The sequence below is a fragment of the Mesorhizobium sp. CCNWLY176 genome (genome assembly GCF_037153935.1).
Lineage (GTDB): Bacteria > Pseudomonadota > Alphaproteobacteria > Rhizobiales > Rhizobiaceae > Mesorhizobium_M > Mesorhizobium_M zhangyense.
The window spans coordinates 159,555-179,218 of the sequence record NZ_JBBBDZ010000007.1; the positions used below are offsets into that span (position 1 = coordinate 159,555).

A 19,664-nucleotide genomic window follows, 5' to 3' on the forward strand; every position below is an offset into this window, starting at 1 on the left:
GATTCATGCAACAGGCGTATGACGGTTGCGGTTTGTGTCGCTCGCGCGATAGGTTGGCCGCCTGCAAATCGGAGAAGACACATCATGGATCTCGGCATTCGGGGAAAAACGGCGATCGTCTGCGCGTCAAGTCGCGGATTGGGGCGCGGCTGCGCCATTGCTTTGGCGGAAGCCGGTTGCGATCTCGTCGTCAACGGGCGCGATGCTGCGGTCCTGGCGAAAACCGCACAGGAGATTCGCGACCGCTTTGGCGTGAAGGTCATCGAAGTTCCGGGCAGCGTTTCCGACCCGGAGGTTCAGAAGCAATTGCTGGCAGCAGCTCCCGCGCCGGATATTCTGGTCAACAACAATGGCGGGCCGCCCTTCCGCGACTTCAAGGAACTCGACCGGCAGAAGATGCTCGACGGGGTCGTCAACAACATGATCACGCCGATCGAGCTCGTCCAGGCCGTGGTCGGTGGCATGGCAGAGCGCGGCTTCGGCCGTATCGTCAACATCACATCGCTGTCGGTCTATGTGCCTATCCCCGGCCTCGACCTGTCGTCAGGCGCGCGTGCCGGCCTGACATCGTTCCTGGCAGGCGTTGCCCGCACGGTTGCCGACCGCAACGTGACCATCAACAACATGCTTCCAGGCAAGCTCGACACAGACCGGCTTCGCGGCCCCCACGAGCCAGGCAGCGTCGAATCACCCGAAGCAGCTACCCAGCGCAAGACGCGCATCAGCGCCGACGTTCCGGCCAAACGCCTCGGCACGCCGGAAGAGTTCGGACAGATCTGCGCCTTTCTCTGCTCGGTTCATGCGGGTTATCTCACCGGGCAGAACATACCCGTCGACGGCGGCCTCTATGTGAGCGCCTTCTAACGCGAATCCACCAGCTGATTCATTTTACGAGATTCTGACGGCAAATGACTGGAATCATGGGAATTTCCTGATTCCAGTTATTTTCGTTGCCGAACCGCCTCGAAAAACCGGAATCGCGTGCTAAAACACAGTCGAAACGATTGAATACGGGGTTAGACCGCTACCATGAACAACGAAAAAAAGAACGATGCGGCTCGCTCCGATTTCGAAGAAGCGGCGCTGTACTTCCATAAGTACCCGGTGCCGGGAAAGCTCGAGATCCAGGCAACCAAGCCGCTGGGCAACCAGCGCGATCTGGCGCTGGCCTATTCGCCTGGCGTGGCAGCACCCTGCCTCGCGATCAGGGACGATCCCGCAACGGCAGCGGATTATACGGCGCGCGCCAATCTGGTCGGCGTTGTCTCGAATGGCACTGCCGTGCTCGGCCTCGGCAATATCGGCCCCCTCGCCTCCAAGCCGGTGATGGAAGGCAAGGCCGTCCTGTTCAAGAAATTCGCCGGCATCGATGTGTTCGACATCGAGATCGACGCACCCGAAATCGACCGCATGGTGGAGACGATTTCGGCCCTCGAGCCAACCTTCGGCGGCATCAACCTCGAAGATATCAAGGCGCCCGAATGTTTCGAGGTGGAGGAACGGCTCAAGGCCCGGATGAAAATCCCGGTCTTCCACGATGACCAGCATGGCACCGCGATCATCGTTGCGGCAGCGGTGCTGAATGGGCTCGAATTCGCCGGCAAGAAGATCGAGGACATCAAGATCGTCACATCGGGCGCCGGTGCGGCAGCTCTTGCCTGCCTCAACCTCCTGGTTTCGCTTGGCGCCAAGGTGGAAAACATCTGGGTCACCGATCGTTTCGGCGTCGCCTACAAAGGGCGGCTGGACGAGATGGATCGCTGGAAAGACCCTTATGTGAAGGATACCAATGCGCGCACGCTCGAGGATGTCATCGGCGGCGCGGATGTATTCCTCGGTCTCTCTGCGGCAGGCGTTCTGAAGCCTGAACTGCTGAAGCACATGGCGGAAAAGCCGCTTGTCCTGGCATTGGCCAATCCGACGCCGGAGATCATGCCGGAGGTGGCCCGCGCGGCACGGCCGGACGCCATGATCTGCACTGGCCGTTCCGATTTCCCCAATCAGGTCAACAACGTACTGTGCTTTCCTTACATCTTCCGTGGGGCACTCGACTGCGGTGCGAGCGCCATCAACGAAGATATGAAGATGGCCGCTGTCCGCGCCATCGCCGCCCTTGCGCGCGAGGAACCGTCGGATGTCGCGGCGCGCGCCTATTCCGGTGAGACGCCGGTCTTCGGACCTGACTTCCTGATCCCCTCGCCGTTCGACCCGCGCCTGATCCTGCGGATTGCGCCGGCTGTGGCCAAAGCGGCCTGCGAGACCGGCGTAGCCACACGGCCGATTACGGATTTTCCGGCCTATATCGACCGGCTGAACCGCTTTGTCTTCCGCTCCGGTCTTGTCATGAAGCCGGTGTTTTCCACCGCGAAGATGTCGACGGCCAAGCGCGTCATCTATGCCGACGGCGAAGACGAGCGCGTGCTGCGCGCCGCACAGGTGGTGCTTGAGGAAGGCATTGCCGAGCCGATCCTGATCGGCCGCCCGAATGTCATCGATGTCCGGTTGCGGCGCTATGGCTTACGCATTCGTCCCGGCACGGATTTCGAGCTGATCAACCCCGAGGACGATCCGCGCTACCGCGACTATGTCGATCAGCTGATCGAACTCGCAGGCCGGCGCGGTGTGACCCAGGAAGCCGCGCGCACCATGGTCCGCACGGACACGACCGTCATTGCTGCACTTGCCATGCGGCGCGGCGATGCCGATGCCATGATCTGCGGCCTCGAAGGGCGCTTCGCCCGCCACCTGCGCAATGTGACGCTGATCATCGGACCGCGCGCCGGCGTCAGCGACCGTGATCTCTCCACGCTGTCGATGCTGATTTCCAGCCGTGGCGTGACGTTCTTCACCGACACCTATGTGACGGTTGATCCCTCCGCAGAGGAAATCGCCGAGATGACCATACTGGCGGCCGAGGAAATCCGCCGCTTCGGCATCGAGCCCAAGGCGGCATTGCTGTCGCACTCGAACTTCGGCTCGCGCGACTCCCCGAGCGCATTGAAGATGCGCGAGGCAGCCGCGATCCTGAAGAGGATCGCGCCCGAGCTTCAGAGCGACGGTGAAATGCACGCAGACTCCGCTCTGTCGGAACATCTGCGGCAGCGCGTCTATCCGCATTCCACGCTCAAGGGCGAAGCCAATCTCCTCGTCTTCCCCAATCTCGATTCAGCGAACATCGCGCTGACCACGGTAAAGCAGATGACGGACGCCCTGCATGTCGGGCCGATCCTGCTCGGCACCGAGCAGCCTGCGCATATCCTGACGCCGTCGGTTACATCGCGCGGCGTCGTGAACATGACCGCACTTGCGGTGGTGGAAGCAGCTCAAAAGGCTCAGGCGACCATCTCGAAAGCCGGCTAACCAATAGCGATCACGAAAAGGTCAACTGTCCAAACGCGAAGAAAGAGTTAACCTCGTATGTGGTAACGGAGTGACGCCTGATCAGCGGCGGAATCTTTGATCAGGCATAGCAAACGTTCGGGGGGCGCCTGATGGCCGGGTTGAACGGTTTGGCACGTGCATTGGCGGCGCTGCTCGTCTTGGCTTCGATCGTCTTCGCAACCTCGGCGATAGCCGCTAGCTCCCGCGTTTGCCGGCAGCTCGAGGCCGAGCTCGCATCCGCTGGATCAGGCGGTGGCGGGTCCGCACAATTTCGCAGATACGATGCAGCGCTGAGCAAACAGCGCCAGCAGCTTTCTGCTGCAAAGGGCAATGCGCGCGCTGCAGGCTGCGGTTTCTCCCTGTTCGGCAGCAATGTGCAGCAATGCGCCAGGATCAACGCAAACGTCCAGAAGATGGAACGCAACGTCGACACCCTTCAGCGCAAGCGCGATCAGTCTGCCGGGCGTGGAGGCGGAAGATCGCGAGCGACCATACTCGCTTCCCTCAACGCCAATGGCTGCCGCAATCAAGTAGTGGCGCGGCAACCATTTTCTCCTCGCACGGACAATTCGGATAGAGGCAACTACCTGGTCATGCAGCCACAGGTTGGAACCGGCGAGCGGCGCCAGACAATCGACAACGCACCAGTGCGTACCGCCCGGCAGGTCGCCAAGCCCAATCAAGCATCTGGTATGCAAACGCCGAGCGGCCAGTATCGAACCGTCTGTGTGCGCACATGCGACGGCTATTACTTCCCGATGTCCTTTGCGTCTTCGAAGCGCGAATTCGCCCGCGATCAGCAGAATTGCCAAGCGATGTGCCCGGGCGCCGAGATGCAGGTCTTCTTCCACCAAAGCAGCCCTGCGGCAGTGCAGGAGGTCAAGGAAGGCGAAGAGGCGCCCGAGATCAGCGACGAGTCGGCCGACATGGTTTCCTCCGTCAGCGGCAAGCCATATTCCGAGATGCCGAACGCTTATCTCTACAAGCGCGAAACCCTGCCAAAGCCGGAAGGCTGCAGCTGCAATGCACCGAAGAATTTCGAAGTGATTGCCGGAAACCCGCCACCTTCAAGCGAAGCGACCTCCTCGACTGCGCCAAACGAGTCTCCGTCGATCCTGCCGGTGGCGCCACCTGCTGCCCAGGAAACGCACGCAAGCTCCATTCAGAAACTTGGGCCGGAACCTGCTGCACAGCCTGTGGAAACCAAGCCTTCGGAACTTGCCCCACTAGACCCCAACCGCAAGGTCAGGGTCGTCGGGCCAATGTTCCTTCCCGACCCAGAAGGGGCAATAAATCTGCGAGCTCCGGGCCTGAGGCAAGCCCCGTAAGCGCCAGCCGCAAAGGCATGAACAACGTCTTGCCCTTGCGCTTGGTTTCTTCTTTTACGTCACCGGTCCAAGCCTTCCAGGTCGAATGATCCCAAGGTTCTTCGGGCAGCATGTCGAAAGCCTGATTGACGAATTCACGATCCTTGTCCGAGAGTTCGACAGGCTCCTCAGGTCCCTGATTGACGATGCGCCACCAACTCGTGGCATCGGCCAGCTTTTCAAGATTTCCGCGCACCGCCAGCCAGAACGGCTCGGCCTTTTCTCCGGAAATGCCGAGTGCCGAAAGCCGGTCCTGCGCTTCGTTGAACGGCAGTTGATGGAGCAGCGCGCGGTTGAGCACGATAAGCTCTGCGGGATCGAATTTCGACGCGGATTTCGATGTGGCCGCCGGATCGAACCGCTCGGCCAGCTCGGACATATGGGGCACGGCGGCCACGTTTTCCGACGTCCCGATCAAAACCGCAAGCGAGGCAACTGCCATCGGCTCCAGGCCGGATTCGCGCAGGCTGCTGATCGAAAGCGCACCGGTGCGTTTCGAAAGCCCCTCGCCTGTGCTCGTCGTCAAAAGATTATGATGGCCGAATGCCGGCGGCTCAGCACTGAGCGCCTTGAACAGCGCGATCTGCACGCCGGTATTGGTGACATGGTCGTCGCCGCGGATGACATGGGTCACACCCATGTCGATATCGTCGACGACGGACGGCAGCGTGTAGAGATAGGTGCCGTCCTCGCGCACCAGAACCGGGTCCGAGAGCGAAGCGAGATCGACGGTTTCTTCGCCACGCACGACATCACCCCACTGGATTTCGGTGCGTTCCGTCTCGAATGGGTTATCCCTGAAATTGGGCAGCAGGAAACGCCAATGCGGCTTGCGGCCTTCGACCTCCAGCGCCTCGCGCTCCTCACCGGTCAGCTTCAGCGCCTCGCGGCCATAGACCGGCGGCAGCTTGCGGGAGAGCCGTATCTTGCGCTTCAGCTCCAGCTCTTCCGATGTCTCGTAGCAGGCGTAGAGCAGGCCCGCCGCCTTCAGCTTCTCGACCGCCGCGTCATAGGCATCGAAGCGCCGAGACTGATAGTCGGTGGCATCGGGAAAGATACCAAGCCAGTGCAGGTCGTAAAGGATGGCGTCGGCATATTCCTGCTTCGAGCGTAGCACGTCGGTGTCATCGAAGCGCTGGATGAAGCGGCCGCCGTTCTTCATGGCAAACAGCCAGTTGAACAGCGCCGTGCGGGCATTGCCGATATGGATAAGGCCTGTCGGCGACGGGGCAAAACGAACGGTTACAGTCATTTTCCCCGGTTAACGGATGGATATGGCCTTGGCAAGACTGCACCCGCCGGCCACGCAGACGCGCAGCCGGCGGATTGGGCCCTTTAGACCACCAGGCCCTTGGTCAGCTCCAGCGCCTGCCGTTCGAACAGGCGGCGATAGATGCCACCTTTCAGGCGGATGAGCGCCTGGTGATCGCCCTCTTCCACGATCCGGCCATTGTCGAACACCAGAAGCCGGTCGAGCGCCCGCACCGTCGAAAGCCGGTGCGCGATGACCAGCGTCGTGCGCCCGATCATCAGCCGCTCCATCGCCTGCTGGATCAGCACCTCCGATTCCGAATCAAGGCTCGATGTCGCCTCATCCAGTATCAGGATCGGAGCGTCGGCCAGAAACGCACGCGCAATTGCCACGCGCTGGCGCTCACCGCCCGACAGCTTCACGCCGCGTTCACCCACCAGCGTGCCATAGCCCTTCGGCAGCCGGGTGATGAAGTCGTGCGCACTGGCAAGCTTCGCCGCATTCTCGATCTCGGCCTGCGAAGCACCCGGACGCGCATAGGCGATGTTTTCGGCAAGCGACCTGTGGAACAGGATCGGCTCCTGCTGCACGATGGCGATCTGCTGGCGCAGCGATGCCTGCGTCACCTGCGAAATATCCTGCCCGTCGATCACGATGCGACCACCGCTTACGTCGTAAAGCCGCTGGATCAGCTTGACGAAGGTCGTCTTGCCCGAACCCGAGTGCCCGACAAGACCGACACGCTCACCGGCTGCGATCGTCACCGAGAAATTCTCGTAGAGCGGCAGCCTGTGGCTTCCATAGTGGAAGGTGACGTTTTCGAAATCGATCCGCCCGACGGTGATCTCGATCGGCTTGGAATAGGGCTTGTCCTCGATGCCGAGCGGCTGGCCATGGATATCGACCAGTTCCTCCATATCGTTGACCGAGCGCTGCAGGTTGCGCACATGCATGCCGACATCGCGCAGGTAGCCCTGAAGCACGAAGAACGAGGTCAACACGAAGGCGATATCGCCGGCACTCGCCTGCCCGCGCGACCACAACAGCAGCGCAAAGCCGATCACCGCCGCCCGCAGGACGAGCAGCGTCGCACCTTGCGTCGTGCCGTTGATGGTGCCGCGAACCCAGGTCCGCCGCGTCCGGTGCTGCCATTTGGCGGTCACCTTGGCGAGCCGGCCGTCCTCACGCCTTTCCGCGCCAAAAGCCTTGACGACGGAATTGCAGCTCACCGCATCGGCCAGCGACCCGCCGAGGCGCGTGTCCCAGCGATTGGCAAGACTTGCAGCCGGCGCGACATAGCCAAGCGACAGCGACACCGTCACCGCGATGTAGATCAACGAGCCGATACCGATGATGACGCCCATCATCGGCCAATACCAGCCGAGCAGCAGCGTCGAGCCGATGAGCATGACGAGCGACGGAAACAGGGCGACCAGCAGCGTGTCGTTCAACAGGTCGAGCGCCCACATGCCGCGCGTGACCTTGCGCACGGTCGAGCCGGCAAAGCTGTTGGCATGCCAGTCCGTCGAGAAACGCTGGACACGGTTGAACGCGTCGGCCGCGATATCCGACATCATGTTCAAGGTCAGGTCGATGATGCCCATGAAGGCGATGTGGCGCATGACGATCGCGCCAAGCGCCAGCGCCAGCAGCGTGAAAAACGCAGCGAGTGCGGCATTCCACGCAACCACATCCGTCGCCGCGCCATTGGCGACAGCGTCGACCAGCCGGCCGGAATAGAGCGGCGTCAGCACGTCGGCCAGGGTCGAAACCAGAACCGCAGCTGCGATCACCGAAGCGCGGACAGGCTGACGCTGCCAGTGGCGGGCGGTGAAGCCCAGAACGCTGCGGAACGCGCCGCCGCGCCAGTCGATACGAAAACGAGCCATGATGTCATTCGGGCGAAAAGCGTCACCCGATCCCAGTAAAGTCAGTTTTGAAAACACCGCGAAGGACGACAAAACGTCCGGAAATGCGGGTACGAAAGGAATTTGGCTGCAAGCCCGATCAATGCGATCGGGCGGCGACCGAGATCGAAGAGTGCCAAGTTCTAAACTGGCTCCAAACCGCCAAGCAATCAGCTTGGGCGACGGAGCATCACAGACCTAGGCCTCGAGACCTCGCATGAAATTGTCAAATCCTGGCATTCGTACCCTCCCAAAAGGGAATCGCAGAAATTTGCTTATATGTGAGGCCTGCGTCTTCGCCAAGATAGGCCGTGTCGCAAAATGCAACTGGCATAAACGGTGAGGCGCTTTTGCAACAGCCGCGTGTGTCAGCTATCGGTCTTGCGCGCCAGCCGCATGTACATCCCGTCTGCCGAGGTGACGAAACCGAACTGTTCGTAAAGCTTGTGCGCATCGCCGGTACGCAGGCTCCAGCTGCCAACGCCGGCGAGATCGGGATGGTCGAGCAGTGCCGCTATGAGCTTCTTGCCAATGCCGGCACCGCGCCGATCAGGCCAGATGATAACGTCACAGAGATAGGCGAAACAGGCATAGTCGGTAACGGCGCGCGCAAAGCCGACCTGCTCACCGTCGATAAAGGCAGCGGCGCAAAATGAGTTGTCGAATGCGCGGCGATGTATCTCGTCGCTCCGGCCTTCGCCCCAGTAGCTCTCCTTGATGATCTCCGAAGTCTTCTGGAAATCGATCCGGAAGGGGTCGAAGCTGATCTCGACATCGGCCATTCTTGTCAGCCCCGATCGCGGTATCGGTTGGTGATGGGATAGCGGCGGTCGCGCCCAAAATTCTTCTTGGTGATCTTCACGCCCGGCGCCGACTGCCGCCGCTTGTATTCGGCGATGTAGAGCAGATGCTCGATGCGGTGCACCGTGTCGCGGTCATGGCCGCGCGCGACGATGTCGTCCACGCCCATCTCGTTCTCGACGAGGCATTCGAGGATATCGTCCAGCACCGGATAAGGCGGCAGCGAATCCTGGTCGGTCTGGTTTTCACGCAGTTCCGCCGAGGGCGCCTTGTCGATGATGTTTGCCGGTATGACTTCGCCCGAAGGTCCGAGTGCTGTCGGCGGCACATGGCCGTTGCGCCAACGGGCCAGCGCGTAGACCTGCATCTTGTAGAGGTCCTTGATCGGATTGAAGCCGCCATTCATGTCGCCATAGAGCGTGGCGTAGCCGACGGACATCTCCGACTTGTTGCCGGTCGTGACGACCATCGACCCGAACTTGTTGGAAATCGCCATCAGGATCGTACCGCGCGCACGGCTTTGAAGGTTCTCCTCGGTGATTCCTTCCTTGGTGCCTTCGAACATCTGTTCCAGCGCGTGCAGGAAGCCTTCGACCGGCTCGAAGATCGGCACGATGTCGTAGCGGCAGCCAAGCGCGCGGGCACAGTCCTCGGCGTCCTTCAGCGAATCCTTCGACGTATAGCGATAGGGCATCATCACGGCGCGCAGCCGCTCCTCGCCCAGCGCATCGACGGCGAGCGCCGCACAGATCGCCGAATCGATGCCGCCGGACATGCCGAGAACGACGTTCTTGAAGCCGTTCTTGTTCACATAGTCGCGCAAGCCCAGCATGCAGGCGCGATAGTCGGCCTCTTCCTTTTCGGGAATCTTTGACATCGGCCCGCCGGTGCAGGCCCATCCCTCATCGCTACGCTTCCATGTTGTGACGGAAAGTTGCTCCTCGAACTGCGACATCTGCATGGCGAGCGTCTTGTCGGCGTTGATCGCGAAAGACGCTCCGTCGAAGATCAGTTCGTCCTGCCCGCCAAGCTGGTTTGCAAAAAGCAGCGGCAGGCCGCTCTCGATCACCTGCCGGATCGCCACCTGATGGCGAATATCCACCTTGCCGCGGTAGTAGGGCGAGCCGTTCATCACCAGCAGCAGCTCCGCCCCGCTTTCGGCCAGCGTCTCGCAGACGGCCATGTCGTTCCAGATATCCTCGCAGATAGGCAAACCGAGCCGCACGCCACGGAAATTGACCGGCCCCGGCATGTCTGGACCCGGCTGGAACACGCGCTTCTCGTCGAACTCGCCATAGTTGGGCAGGTCGACCTTGTAGCGCTCGGCAATGATCTTGCCGCCATCCAGCACCATGACGGAATTGTGCGTACCGCTCTTGCGCTTCAGCGGTGTGCCGATGATGACTCCGGGACCGCCATCAGCAGTATCCTTCGCAAGATCCTCTACCGCCCTTTCGCACGCTGCCAACAGCGCCGGCTTCAAAACAAGGTCCTCAGGCGGATAGCCAACAATGAAAAGCTCGGTGAACAGGACGATGTCGGCACCCTGGCGGGCAGCATCCGTTCTCGCCTCGCGCGCCTTGGCGAGATTGCCGGCGATGTCGCCGACGGTCGGGTTCAACTGGGCAACTGCGATGCGCAGGATATCGGGAGCGGCAGGCTTCTTTGTCATATCAGCGGTGTAGCGCGACGGCTTTATGCTTGCAACGGACAGCGCAGCCAATGATTTAGGCCACAATGCTCAACATGAGCATAACAGACGGATTTCAACGTGGGTCATAGCGCTCGCACCCTTCGGCCAGCTATTCGCCCGTATATTCGCGGATCGTCTCGGGCGCGTGGTTCTCGCCGATCGACATCGCCAGGATGCGCGAAATGTGCTTGCGCGGCAGTCCCGTCTTCTGCACCCAGTCGTTGATTTGAATCTGTATCCGGGAAAGATCGCGTTTCGATGTCGGGTTTTCGCTAATGTCGAGCCCGGCATCGCGCAACGCCGCGCCCATATCCTGCGAGATGATAAAGCTGTCCCAATCCAGCCAGCGCAGGAAATACTGCCCGGTATTGCCGCCGAGCCGGCTGCCATGCTTGGCCAGATATGCGGTCAGGCCGATCTGGTCGTCGGCGGGCCATTGGGCGAGGAATTTGCCGAAGCTGCCATGCTCTTTCGACATTCGCTCGACGAAAGCGGCATTGTCGCGCACCGATTTTATCTTCTGCGGATTGCGCACGATGCGTTTGTCCGCCGTGAGGTCATGCCAGAAGTCGTCAGGTTGGAAGAGCAGGCGCTTGGGCTCGAAACCCAGAAATGCCTCCTCGAACCCGGGCCATTTCTGCTCTATCACCCGCCACACGAAACCTGCAGCAAAGACACGCTCAGCCATGGTCGAGAGAATACGGTGGTCCGGGATTTTCGCCAAAGCCGCATTGTCTGGCGCTGAACCCAACAGGGAGGCAAGAACCGCCTCGCCGCCCTTGCGCTTTGCCGCGCGAGCACGGATTTTATCGAAGTCGAGCATTGCGGCCTCCCTGCAACTTGGCACATCGTAGCATTTTCAATCGCATCGCAGCATCCGTCCACCCCGCTCGATGCGACCACTGACAGTCCTGATGACAAGCATATGGAGGGGACGATGCACAAGACCGTTGCCGACCTTGCGGGCCGTTGGCTGACCCGCAAACCCGAGGCTTTGACCGACCTCGAACATCGCGTGCTGCAAAGCGCGATCGACCGAAAAGCGATAGCGAAGAACACGGCCAAGGCTTACAAAGATCGTCAATCCTTCGGCGAGCGTCTCGCCGATTCCATCGCCCGCGTCGGCGGCTCGTGGACGTTCATCCTGTCCTTCCTGTTCTTCCTCGTGGTCTGGACTGTGGCAAACGTCTACCTTCTTCGAACCGACGCCTTCGATCCCTACCCTTTCATTTTCCTCAATCTGGTCCTGTCCATGCTGGCTGCAATACAGGCGCCAGTCATCATGATGTCGCAGAACCGGCAAACCGAACGCGACCGCATCGACGCCACGCACGACTACGAGGTCAATCTGAAGGCTGAAATCGAGATCATGGCTTTGCATGAGAAACTCGATGAACTGCGCCATCAGGAGATGCTGGCGATGCGCGACAAGCTGACCGAACTGACGGAAATGATGCAGCGGCTGGAAGCACGCCTTGCTGGAAAGGGTGGGACCGCTTGAAAGAACCAGCCTTTCTCAGAGAGGAACGCCGGTGAACCGCTCGATGATGGCAATGCCCCAGACGCCGGCGGCGATAATCACCGAGATCAGCACCGCCAGCGAGCCGCAGTCCTTTGCGAGCTGGATGTCGATGTTGAACTCGCGCGAAACTGCATCGCAGGCAGCTTCGATGCCGGTGTTCAGCACCTCGACCATTATCAGAAGCAGCAGCGCTCCTATCAGCAAGGCATAGCCGCGCCAGCTCGATGCCACGAGCCAACCGACCGGGATCGCGATCGCAAGCAGGATAACCTCCTGCTGGAATGCCTTCTCGGAGCGGATGAGCCGGCTAAAGGCCCTTACCGAATTGTGGAAAGCGTTTATCAGCCGTTCCATTGCATAAATCCCCCGCCGAATCGCCGGAAGGGGATCATGTAGCGCACCGGGCTTTAGTGGAACAGATAGGAATCATTGGCGAAAAAGCCGTGATCGACCGAATTGTGAACCCGCTCCGCCCTCACCTTCTCGCCAGCCGCACCATAAGCAAAGAAAATGGGCATCAGATGCTCGTCGGTCGGATGGTTTTCTGATGGAAACGGCGCCTTGTTCTTCCAGTCGAGGATCGAAGCCGTGTCGTTGGCCGCCAGCTTCTCCCTGAACCAGTCCGTGAAGGCATTCACTTTGCCCGCAAGCGCCGGGTCGGGCGCTGCTCCCCGGCGCATGACCGAAAAGTAGGCGCGCAGATTGTGTGTGATGTGGCCGGAGCCGATCAGCAGCACACCCTCTTCGCGCAACGGCGAAAGCGCCTGCCCGACCGCATAGTGCCAGGCGGCATCCCGCTCGGGATCGATCGAGACCTGGACGATTGGAATGTCGGCGTCGGGGAAAGCCAGTTTCAACGGCGTCCAGGTGCCATGATCGTAGCCGCGTTTGCCCAATCGCGCCGGATCGAGGCCTCCCTGTTCGAGAAGGCCAAGAACCTTTTCGGCAAGCTCCGGTGCGCCCGGTGCCGGATACTTCATCTCGTAAAGTTCAGGCGCAAAACCGCCGAAATCATAGATCATCTCGGGTCTGGGATCGGTGACCACCGTCACGCCATGCGTTTCAAAGTGAGCGGAAACCACCACGATGGCCTTCGGCGTCGGCACTTTATCCGAGATCGTTTCAAGATAATGCCGCGCCGGCGTGTCGCTGATGACAATATTCGGGCCGCCGTGGGAAATGAACAGTGTGGGCATGGTGGTCATGGGCTTTCTCCTTGACCATCATATACGCCCGTTCAAACAAGCTGGGCAGAGCGCCAGCCGTCGACGAACCGTTCAACAATCGAGAACGTTTTGAATTTTCCCGTTCAGTTTCCTGCCACTTTGATAGTGGGCGTGGATTTCGAAAATTGCGGCAGGCCGTCATCGATTTCGTAGTAGTCCCCTTTATCGGCGACGAAGATATGGCTGTGGGCTTCAAGCCCGCTCGGCGTATCGAAGGCGCCGGCCATGACCGAAATCGTATCGAGCTCGTCATGCTTCCAGAAAAGAACCGAACCGCAAACGCTGCAGAAGCCGCGCCTGGCGGTATCCGACCCGCGATACCAGGTGATGTTGCTTGCCCCTTCGATCATGATTCTGTCATCGGGAACGTTGGTTGCTGCGAAGAAATGGCCGCTTTGCTTGCGGCATTGCTTGCAGTGACAATAAATCACGCCGCGCAACGGTCCCGACGTCGTGAAATGGACAGCGCCACAGCTACAAGAGCCAGTTCGTGTATCGTTCATCTCGTGCCCGCAGTGCTAAAAGGTAGCGTTTTTCGCTGAGTCCGCTGATATCGCCATAAGTATATTCAACTTACTTTGGTAATTGCGACATTGAGGCAGAAAATTCACGATCAATCCCGCGGGTGTGCAATTGTGAAACAATCTTTCACCCGATCGATGCCCATCAACTTGCGCCTGTTCTATCAGTCAATTAAGGAAACTTTAGCTCGGCAGCATATAGCATGGATGCAAGCAGAGGTCGCAGGGGGGCGTCCTCATGGGCCGGTTCAGTTGTATGCGCCGGCGCAAACTCTCATCCCCGATCGTTCTTTTGGTCGTCAGGCTGTCTGACATTGGAAACGGGGCCGGCTTCGGTTCCAATGGTGAAGTGGAGCAACAATGCAGCCTGCGGTCGCCACAGGCGAGGAAATCAACGACCTCGCTATCAACACGGTCATGACCATGCGCCAGATGGGCGTCGTGGCCTTGCCGCGCAACTACGAGATTTTCTACGAGGCCCTGTCGGGTTCGAACCCGAAGCTCAGCCTCGAGGTCATCGCGCTGGGCAATCGGCCGCCCCAGGATCAGCTCGACCAGATCGGCCGCAAGTATTTTGCGCAGAACCACACCCAGAGCATTGTCGAAAATGCCCGCGAAGTGATCGCCAAGGAATTGGAAGATATCGCCGGCATCCTTCGCAGCGAGCGCAACCACATCGAGCGATACGGCCAGATTCTCGATCAGACCGCCGACGGGCTGAACAGCCGCACGGCGATTTCACGGGAATTGCTGCAGAAGATCGCCGGCGTCATGTCGACTGCGACGAATTCGACGATCGACCACGGAAAGCAGGTGGCGAATACGCTCAGCGAGAAATCGGCTGAACTCGAAAGCGTCAAATCCAAGCTCGAAGAATACAAGAAGCTTGCAGACACCGATCCGTTGACGCTGATCTGGAACCGCCGCGCTTTCGACAAGGAAATCGCCAAGGTCTACAACAGCAGCCGGGGCATCCTGTTCAACGCCCTGATCCTTGCCGATATCGACCGCTTCAAGGAAATCAACGACCGGTACGGCCATCCCGTCGGCGACAAGATCCTCCAGATCATCGCCGGCATCTTCCGCACCAGCATTCGCGAAGACATGTTCGTCGCCAGGACCGGCGGCGAGGAATTCGCGCTGATCGTCGAAGGCGCCAGCGAGCAGTCGACATTCGACATCGCCGAGCGCATCAGGCTGCTGATAGAGCGGGCGTCCTTTTCCAGCGGTGGCCAGACGAACGTCAATTACGGGCCAGTCACGGTATCGATGGGCGTCTGCATGGCCTCCGAGGCCGAGAGCGCTGAAGATCTCTACGCCAAGACCGACCGCGCGCTTTATCGCTCCAAACTCAACGGCCGCAACCGGGTTACCAGGTTCTCCGAGATTCCCGAGCGTTCGAGCAAGAGTTGGCTGCTCTACCGGAAGGATTGATACCGGGCCGCTCTCACACGGCACTATCGCCGATGACTGAAACAAAAAAGGCGCTGGAAACCAGCGCCTTTTTACGTTTTTAAAACTGGCAGGTCAGCCGTTCACGACTTTCTTCTCGGTCGTGCCGGCGTCCTTCTTGAGCAGGTCAGACACGAGGAAGGCCAGTTCGATCGCCTGATCGGCGTTGAGGCGCGGGTCGCAATGCGTGTGGTAGCGATCCTGCAACTCCTCGTCGCGGATGGCGCGCGCGCCGCCGGTGCATTCGGTAACGTTCTTGCCGGTCATCTCGATGTGGATACCGCCCGGATGCGTACCTTCGGCGCGATGAACCTGGAAGAAGCTCTGCACTTCGCGCAGGATACGGTCGAACGGACGCGTCTTGTAGCCGGCAGCTGTGATCGTGTTGCCGTGCATCGGATCACATGACCAGACGACGTTGCGGCCTTCCTTCTTCACCGCGCGCACCAGCTTGGGCAGATGCTCTCCGACCTTGTCTGCGCCGAAACGGGCGATCAGCGTCAGGCGGCCCGGCTCGTTCTCGGGGTTCAGCATGTCGATCAGCTCGAGCAGGCCGTCAGCGGTCAGTGAAGGACCGCACTTCAGGCCGAGCGGGTTCTTGATGCCGCGGCAATATTCGAGATGGGCATGATCGGGCTGACGCGTGCGATCGCCGATCCAGATCATGTGGCCCGACGTGGCGTACCAGTCGCCAGATGTGGAATCGACACGGGTCAGCGCCTCTTCATAGCCGAGCAGCAACGCCTCGTGGCTCGTATAGAAATCGGTCTCGCGCAGCGCGTAATTGGTCTCAGACGTGATGCCGACGGCCTTCATGAAGTCCATCGTCTCGGTAATGCGATTAGCGAGAGACTCATATTTCTCGCCCTGCGGGCTGTCGGAGACGAAGCCCAGCATCCAGCGGTGAACGTTCTCCAGGCTGGCATAACCGCCCTGCGCAAAGGCGCGCAGCAGGTTGAGCGTAGCCGCCGACTGGCGATAGGCCATCTCCTGCCGGGCCGGATCGGGAATGCGCGACTTCTCGTCGAACTCGATGCCATTGATGATGTCGCCGCGATAGCTCGGCAGCGTCACGCCATCCTTGGTCTCATTGTCGGACGAACGCGGCTTGGCGAACTGGCCGGCAACGCGGCCGACCTTCACCACCGGCTGCGCGCCGGCGAAGGTGAGCACCACCGACATCTGCAGGAAGACGCGGAAGAAGTCACGGATGTTGTCCGCGCCATGTTCGGCGAAGCTCTCGGCGCAATCGCCGCCCTGCAACAGGAAAGCGTCTCCGGCGGCGACCTGCGCAAGCTGTTTCTTCAGCTTGCGCGCCTCACCTGCAAAAACGAGCGGCGGAAACGATGCAAGACGAGCTTCGGTCTCCGCCAGGGCAGCCTGATCCGGAAAAGCCGGAACCTGCTGGATCGGCATGTTTCTCCAGGAATTCGGGGACCATTTCGTCATTGTCGCACCCAATACGTATCTTCAGGGCAGGAATTGCCCGGCAAATCTCCCGCTTTCGGGAACGGCGCTCTATACAGGAAGCCGGCTGGCTATTCTACCCTGGAATTCCGCGGAAATCGAACGGTTCCGCCGCCCTATTCGACCCGCTCGCCATTCCTGACCAGATAGGTGGGCTTGTACATGGTGACCAGTTCCTCGGCTGCCGTCGGGTGCACCGCCATGGTGCGGTCGAAATCATCCTTCGTGACACCTGCTTTGAGCGTAATGCCGAGAAGCTGCGCCATTTCACCGGCATCCGGGCCTAGTATGTGAGCGCCGATCACCTTTCGCGTATCGGCGTCCACGACCAGCTTCATAAGCATCTTTTCCTGACGCCCGGAAAGCGTGTGCCGCATCGGGCGGAACGTCGCCCGGTAGATTTCCAGATTTGCAAACCTCTTGGCCGCGTCGTCTTCCGACAGGCCGACCGTGCCGATTTCCGGCTGCGAGAAAACGGCGGTCGCGATGCAGTCATGGTCTGGCTGTGTCGGGTTGCCCTTGAACGCCGTCTCGACAAAACACATCGCCTCGTGGATGGCCACCGGCGTCAACTGGACGCGATTGGTGACGTCGCCGATCGCCCAGATATTCTCGACATTGGTCCGCGAGTAACCATCGACAATGATCTCGCCGGTCTTGCCCAGCTCGACGCCCGCGTTTTCCAGCCCAAGGTTTTCGGTGTTGGGAATACGCCCGAGCGCCAGCATGACCTGATCGACCGTCAGCACCTCGCCGCCCTGCAGGTGCGCGTCGAGCCTGCCATCGGGACGCTTGTCGATAGCCTTGAACATCTCGTGGCAGAGAATACGGATGCCCTTCTTTTCCATGGTCTCATGCAACGTGCGCCGCAGGTCCATGTCGAAGCGGTTGAGTATCTCCTTGCCACGGTAGATCAGCGTCGTCTCGACCCCGAGCCCATGGAAGATATTGGCGAATTCGACGGCGATGTAACCGCCGCCGGCAATCACGATCGCCTTGGGCAGCTCGGGTAGATCGAACGCCTCGTTGGAGAAGATGCAGTGCTCATGACCAGGCAAGGCGACATGCGGATTTGGCCTGCCGCCGGTCGCAACCAGAATCTGGTCGGCGGTGACGGTACGGTTTTCGCTCTCCAGCCTTATCGTATGCCGATCGACGATGGTCGCCCGCGTGTGAAACACCTCACCGCCCGCCCCTTCGACATTGCGCTGGTAGATCTGTTCCAGCCGCGAGATCTCTTTGTCCTTGTTGGCAACGAGCTTGCGCCAGTCGAAGCTCGCCTCGGGCACAGTCCAGCCATAACCGGCGGCGTCCTCGAAATGCTCGGGAAACTGCGAAGCATAGACATAGAGCTTCTTCGGCACGCAGCCGCGGATCACGCAGGTGCCGCCGAACCGGAATTCCTCGGCGATCGCCACCCGTTTGCCGAGTGCCGCCGACACCCGCGCGGCACGAACCCCGCCGGAACCTCCGCCAATGACGAAAAGGTCGTAGTCATATGCAGTCATGATTCTGTCTCCGTGCGCGGCAAGTGACAGTTAGGAGCCAAAACCGCAAAAGAAAAGCCCGGCAGAGGCCGGGCTTTTCAGCGATGCAATTTTGTAAGGCTCGATCAGTTGGCGGGAGCAGGCGCCGGCGCCGGTGCTGCCGCGTCAGGCGTCGGCGTTGCCGGATCGGTGATCGCCGGAGCGGACTTGCCCTCAAGCGCCTTGTCGAGCGCCTTGCCGGTTTCCTCGGCGAGATCACGAGCGACGCCGCGCTGCCAGATATCGGCGGCCTTGCTGACTTCGCGCGCCACGATCGGGCCATCGGAAAGAAGCTTCTTGCCCGGCGCCGAATTGTAGAAGGCGGCAATGCCGTTCAGATCCTCGACCGAGAAGACCCGCGCATAGGCAAGCGCTGCTTCCTTCTCCAGGTCGGCACGGCGGCCGGCAAGCTTCAGCGTCGTTTCATCGACCGTCGAGGTGATGACTTCCTGAAGGTCCGGATTCTTCTGGATAAGCTGTGCCTTCAGCGCTCCCGCTGCCTGCGGCAGGATGTTGTCGTACAGGTCGGTGGCATGAATCGCCGCCACCGCCTCGCGGGCTGCCTTCAGGTGCGCGTCCGAGATTTCCTGCGAAAAGGCCGGCGACGCGATTGCGACCATTGCGGAAGCCGCCAGAACCGCGGAGAAGCGGCGAACACGATTGACCAACGTCATAATGGATAAAACTCCCTCTTTATTGGGTCGCGCGGACCGTTCTGATGCCGTCCGCACCCGCGATGACTGCCGCCTGCGCCAAGCCCAGGAACAGACCGTGCTCGACAACCCCCGGAACGGCGTGAAGACCATTTGATAGCGCTCTTGGATCGGGAATGCGGCCAAAAGATGCGTCGACGATAAAATGTCCGCCGTCTGTAACAAAAGGCGCGCCGTTCGTCATCCTCAATGTCAGCGGGCCGGAAAGGCCAAGATTTTCGGCAACGGCAGCGATTGCCAGCTCGGTTGCCTTCAGTCCGAATTTGTTCACCTCTATCGGCAGCGGAAACTTGCCCAGCGTGTCGACCAGCTTCGATTGATCGGCAATCACGATCATTTTCTTCGAGGCTGCGGCCACGATTTTCTCGCGCAGCAGCGCGCCGCCACCGCCCTTGACCAGCGTGAGCTGCGCATCGACCTCGTCGGCGCCATCGATCGTCAGGTCAAGCTCCGGTGTCTCATCGAGCGTCGACAATTGAACGCCCAGTTCGCGGCACAGCGCTGCGGTGCGTTCGGAAGTCGGAACACCGATGATCTTCATGCCCGCCGCGACCTTTTCGGCAAGCAGCCGGACAAATTCCTCGGCAGTCGAGCCGGTGCCGATGCCGAGCCGCATCCCGTCCGTGACATGTTCAAGCGCGGCTCGCGCCGCCTCGATCTTCAATGCTCTTGCATCCATGGGTGTGTCGCCGCAGTCCTTGTTCGGTGGCGCTCCTAGCATCTTTGGCCGCTTCGGCAAAGGCTTTCTGCCCTTCAGGCTCAATCGACTTTGCTTGCGCCGCAAGGTCACTCACGCTATGCGCGACTGACTTATTCCTTAAGCCGCAGGACATTTC

17 protein-coding genes are annotated in these 19,664 nt (G+C 60.3%); 5 read left to right on the forward strand and 12 right to left on the reverse strand.

All coding sequences use genetic code 11. The annotated features are described in order from the left end of the window. The first annotated feature begins 84 nt into the window (after nucleotides 1-84). From WBQ96_RS13945 to WBQ96_RS13955, 3 genes are all read left to right on the forward strand, one after another. Entirely contained in the window at nucleotides 85-864 is a 780-nt protein-coding gene (locus WBQ96_RS13945; protein WP_336550767.1) for an SDR family oxidoreductase, read from the forward strand. 165 nt (nucleotides 865-1,029) lie between these two features. After that, complete coding sequence (locus WBQ96_RS13950; protein WP_336550765.1) at nucleotides 1,030-3,360, forward strand: NADP-dependent malic enzyme; 2,331 nt, start codon at nucleotides 1,030-1,032, stop codon at nucleotides 3,358-3,360. Nucleotides 3,361-3,491: 131 nt separating this feature from the next. Then, nucleotides 3,492-4,709, forward strand: coding sequence for a DUF2865 domain-containing protein (locus WBQ96_RS13955; RefSeq protein ID WP_336550764.1), 1,218 nt, complete (start codon nucleotides 3,492-3,494; stop codon nucleotides 4,707-4,709). On the opposite strand, the gene gltX is transcribed toward WBQ96_RS13955, so the two are convergent. The 5 genes from gltX to WBQ96_RS13980 all read right to left on the reverse strand — a co-directional run bounded on the left by gltX (nucleotide 4,627) and on the right by WBQ96_RS13980 (nucleotide 11,224). Then, nucleotides 4,627-6,000, reverse strand: a complete 1,374-nt coding sequence (gene gltX / locus WBQ96_RS13960) for a glutamate--tRNA ligase (RefSeq protein ID WP_336550762.1) — start codon at nucleotides 5,998-6,000, stop codon at nucleotides 4,627-4,629. The genes WBQ96_RS13955 and gltX overlap by 83 nt on opposite strands. An 83-nt stretch (nucleotides 6,001-6,083) precedes the next feature. After that, nucleotides 6,084-7,889, reverse strand: coding sequence for an ABC transporter ATP-binding protein (locus tag WBQ96_RS13965; RefSeq protein ID WP_336550760.1), 1,806 nt, complete (start codon nucleotides 7,887-7,889; stop codon nucleotides 6,084-6,086). A gap of 386 nt (nucleotides 7,890-8,275) precedes the next feature. Next, nucleotides 8,276-8,689 carry a GNAT family N-acetyltransferase gene (locus tag WBQ96_RS13970; RefSeq protein WP_336550759.1) on the reverse strand — a complete coding sequence of 138 codons (414 nt, stop codon included), beginning with the start codon at nucleotides 8,687-8,689 and terminating at the stop codon, nucleotides 8,276-8,278. Nucleotides 8,690-8,694: 5 nt separating this feature from the next. Further along, complete coding sequence (locus WBQ96_RS13975; RefSeq protein WP_336550993.1) at nucleotides 8,695-10,380, reverse strand: NAD+ synthase; 1,686 nt, start codon at nucleotides 10,378-10,380, stop codon at nucleotides 8,695-8,697. Nucleotides 10,381-10,510: 130 nt separating this feature from the next. Beyond that, nucleotides 10,511-11,224, reverse strand: coding sequence for a DNA-3-methyladenine glycosylase I (locus WBQ96_RS13980; RefSeq protein ID WP_336550757.1), 714 nt, complete (start codon nucleotides 11,222-11,224; stop codon nucleotides 10,511-10,513). Nucleotides 11,225-11,338: 114 nt separating this feature from the next. On the opposite strand from WBQ96_RS13980, the gene WBQ96_RS13985 reads away from it, so the two are divergent. After that, nucleotides 11,339-11,902 carry a DUF1003 domain-containing protein gene (locus WBQ96_RS13985; protein WP_336550756.1) on the forward strand — a complete coding sequence of 188 codons (564 nt, stop codon included), beginning with the start codon at nucleotides 11,339-11,341 and terminating at the stop codon, nucleotides 11,900-11,902. Nucleotides 11,903-11,917: 15 nt separating this feature from the next. Here WBQ96_RS13985 and WBQ96_RS13990 read toward each other — a convergent pair whose 3' ends face one another. The 3 genes from WBQ96_RS13990 to WBQ96_RS14000 form a co-directional block, all read right to left on the reverse strand. Beyond that, nucleotides 11,918-12,277: a diacylglycerol kinase gene (locus WBQ96_RS13990; protein ID WP_336550755.1), complete on the reverse strand. Its 360-nt coding sequence runs from the start codon at nucleotides 12,275-12,277 to the stop codon at nucleotides 11,918-11,920. A 53-nt stretch (nucleotides 12,278-12,330) separates the two neighbouring features. Further along, a complete protein-coding gene (locus tag WBQ96_RS13995; protein WP_336550753.1) occupies nucleotides 12,331-13,128 on the reverse strand; it encodes a DODA-type extradiol aromatic ring-opening family dioxygenase in 798 nt (265 codons plus the stop codon). A gap of 104 nt (nucleotides 13,129-13,232) precedes the next feature. Next, a complete protein-coding gene (locus WBQ96_RS14000; protein WP_336550751.1) occupies nucleotides 13,233-13,652 on the reverse strand; it encodes a GFA family protein in 420 nt (139 codons plus the stop codon). 378 nt (nucleotides 13,653-14,030) lie between these two features. On the opposite strand from WBQ96_RS14000, the gene WBQ96_RS14005 reads away from it, so the two are divergent. Further along, complete coding sequence (locus tag WBQ96_RS14005) at nucleotides 14,031-15,104, forward strand: GGDEF domain-containing protein (RefSeq protein ID WP_336550750.1); 1,074 nt, start codon at nucleotides 14,031-14,033, stop codon at nucleotides 15,102-15,104. A gap of 93 nt (nucleotides 15,105-15,197) precedes the next feature. Here WBQ96_RS14005 and WBQ96_RS14010 read toward each other — a convergent pair whose 3' ends face one another. The 4 genes from WBQ96_RS14010 to rpiA all read right to left on the reverse strand — a co-directional run bounded on the left by WBQ96_RS14010 (nucleotide 15,198) and on the right by rpiA (nucleotide 19,507). Then, complete coding sequence (locus WBQ96_RS14010; protein WP_336550749.1) at nucleotides 15,198-16,571, reverse strand: class II 3-deoxy-7-phosphoheptulonate synthase; 1,374 nt, start codon at nucleotides 16,569-16,571, stop codon at nucleotides 15,198-15,200. A 134-nt stretch (nucleotides 16,572-16,705) separates the two neighbouring features. Continuing rightward, complete coding sequence (gene gor / locus WBQ96_RS14015; protein ID WP_336550748.1) at nucleotides 16,706-18,097, reverse strand: glutathione-disulfide reductase; 1,392 nt, start codon at nucleotides 18,095-18,097, stop codon at nucleotides 16,706-16,708. Between the two features lie 104 nt (nucleotides 18,098-18,201). Further along, on the reverse strand, nucleotides 18,202-18,789 hold the full coding sequence (locus WBQ96_RS14020) for a DUF2059 domain-containing protein (RefSeq protein WP_165113227.1): 588 nt from the start codon (nucleotides 18,787-18,789) through the stop codon (nucleotides 18,202-18,204). Nucleotides 18,790-18,808: 19 nt separating this feature from the next. Next, nucleotides 18,809-19,507, reverse strand: a complete 699-nt coding sequence (rpiA, locus tag WBQ96_RS14025; RefSeq protein WP_119817417.1) for a ribose-5-phosphate isomerase RpiA — start codon at nucleotides 19,505-19,507, stop codon at nucleotides 18,809-18,811. Nucleotides 19,508-19,664 lie beyond the last annotated feature (157 nt).

Coding starts and splice junctions, on each gene's coding strand:
- WBQ96_RS14020 (WP_165113227.1), bottom strand. CDS start 18,789: ATGACGTTGGTCAATCGTGTTCGCCGCTTCTCCGCGGTTCTGGCGGCT.
- WBQ96_RS14000 (WP_336550751.1), bottom strand. CDS start 13,652: ATGAACGATACACGAACTGGCTCTTGTAGCTGTGGCGCTGTCCATTTC.
- gor (WP_336550748.1), bottom strand. CDS start 18,097: ATGACTGCATATGACTACGACCTTTTCGTCATTGGCGGAGGTTCCGGC.
- WBQ96_RS13975 (WP_336550993.1), bottom strand. CDS start 10,380: ATGACAAAGAAGCCTGCCGCTCCCGATATCCTGCGCATCGCAGTTGCC.
- WBQ96_RS13970 (WP_336550759.1), bottom strand. CDS start 8,689: ATGGCCGATGTCGAGATCAGCTTCGACCCCTTCCGGATCGATTTCCAG.
- WBQ96_RS13995 (WP_336550753.1), bottom strand. CDS start 13,128: ATGACCACCATGCCCACACTGTTCATTTCCCACGGCGGCCCGAATATT.
- WBQ96_RS14010 (WP_336550749.1), bottom strand. CDS start 16,571: ATGACGAAATGGTCCCCGAATTCCTGGAGAAACATGCCGATCCAGCAG.
- WBQ96_RS13965 (WP_336550760.1), bottom strand. CDS start 7,889: ATGGCTCGTTTTCGTATCGACTGGCGCGGCGGCGCGTTCCGCAGCGTT.
- WBQ96_RS13980 (WP_336550757.1), bottom strand. CDS start 11,224: ATGCTCGACTTCGATAAAATCCGTGCTCGCGCGGCAAAGCGCAAGGGC.
- WBQ96_RS13985 (WP_336550756.1), top strand. CDS start 11,339: ATGCACAAGACCGTTGCCGACCTTGCGGGCCGTTGGCTGACCCGCAAA.
- WBQ96_RS14005 (WP_336550750.1), top strand. CDS start 14,031: ATGCAGCCTGCGGTCGCCACAGGCGAGGAAATCAACGACCTCGCTATC.
- WBQ96_RS13945 (WP_336550767.1), top strand. CDS start 85: ATGGATCTCGGCATTCGGGGAAAAACGGCGATCGTCTGCGCGTCAAGT.
- WBQ96_RS13990 (WP_336550755.1), bottom strand. CDS start 12,277: ATGGAACGGCTGATAAACGCTTTCCACAATTCGGTAAGGGCCTTTAGC.
- WBQ96_RS13950 (WP_336550765.1), top strand. CDS start 1,030: ATGAACAACGAAAAAAAGAACGATGCGGCTCGCTCCGATTTCGAAGAA.
- rpiA (WP_119817417.1), bottom strand. CDS start 19,507: ATGGATGCAAGAGCATTGAAGATCGAGGCGGCGCGAGCCGCGCTTGAA.
- gltX (WP_336550762.1), bottom strand. CDS start 6,000: ATGACTGTAACCGTTCGTTTTGCCCCGTCGCCGACAGGCCTTATCCAT.
- WBQ96_RS13955 (WP_336550764.1), top strand. CDS start 3,492: ATGGCCGGGTTGAACGGTTTGGCACGTGCATTGGCGGCGCTGCTCGTC.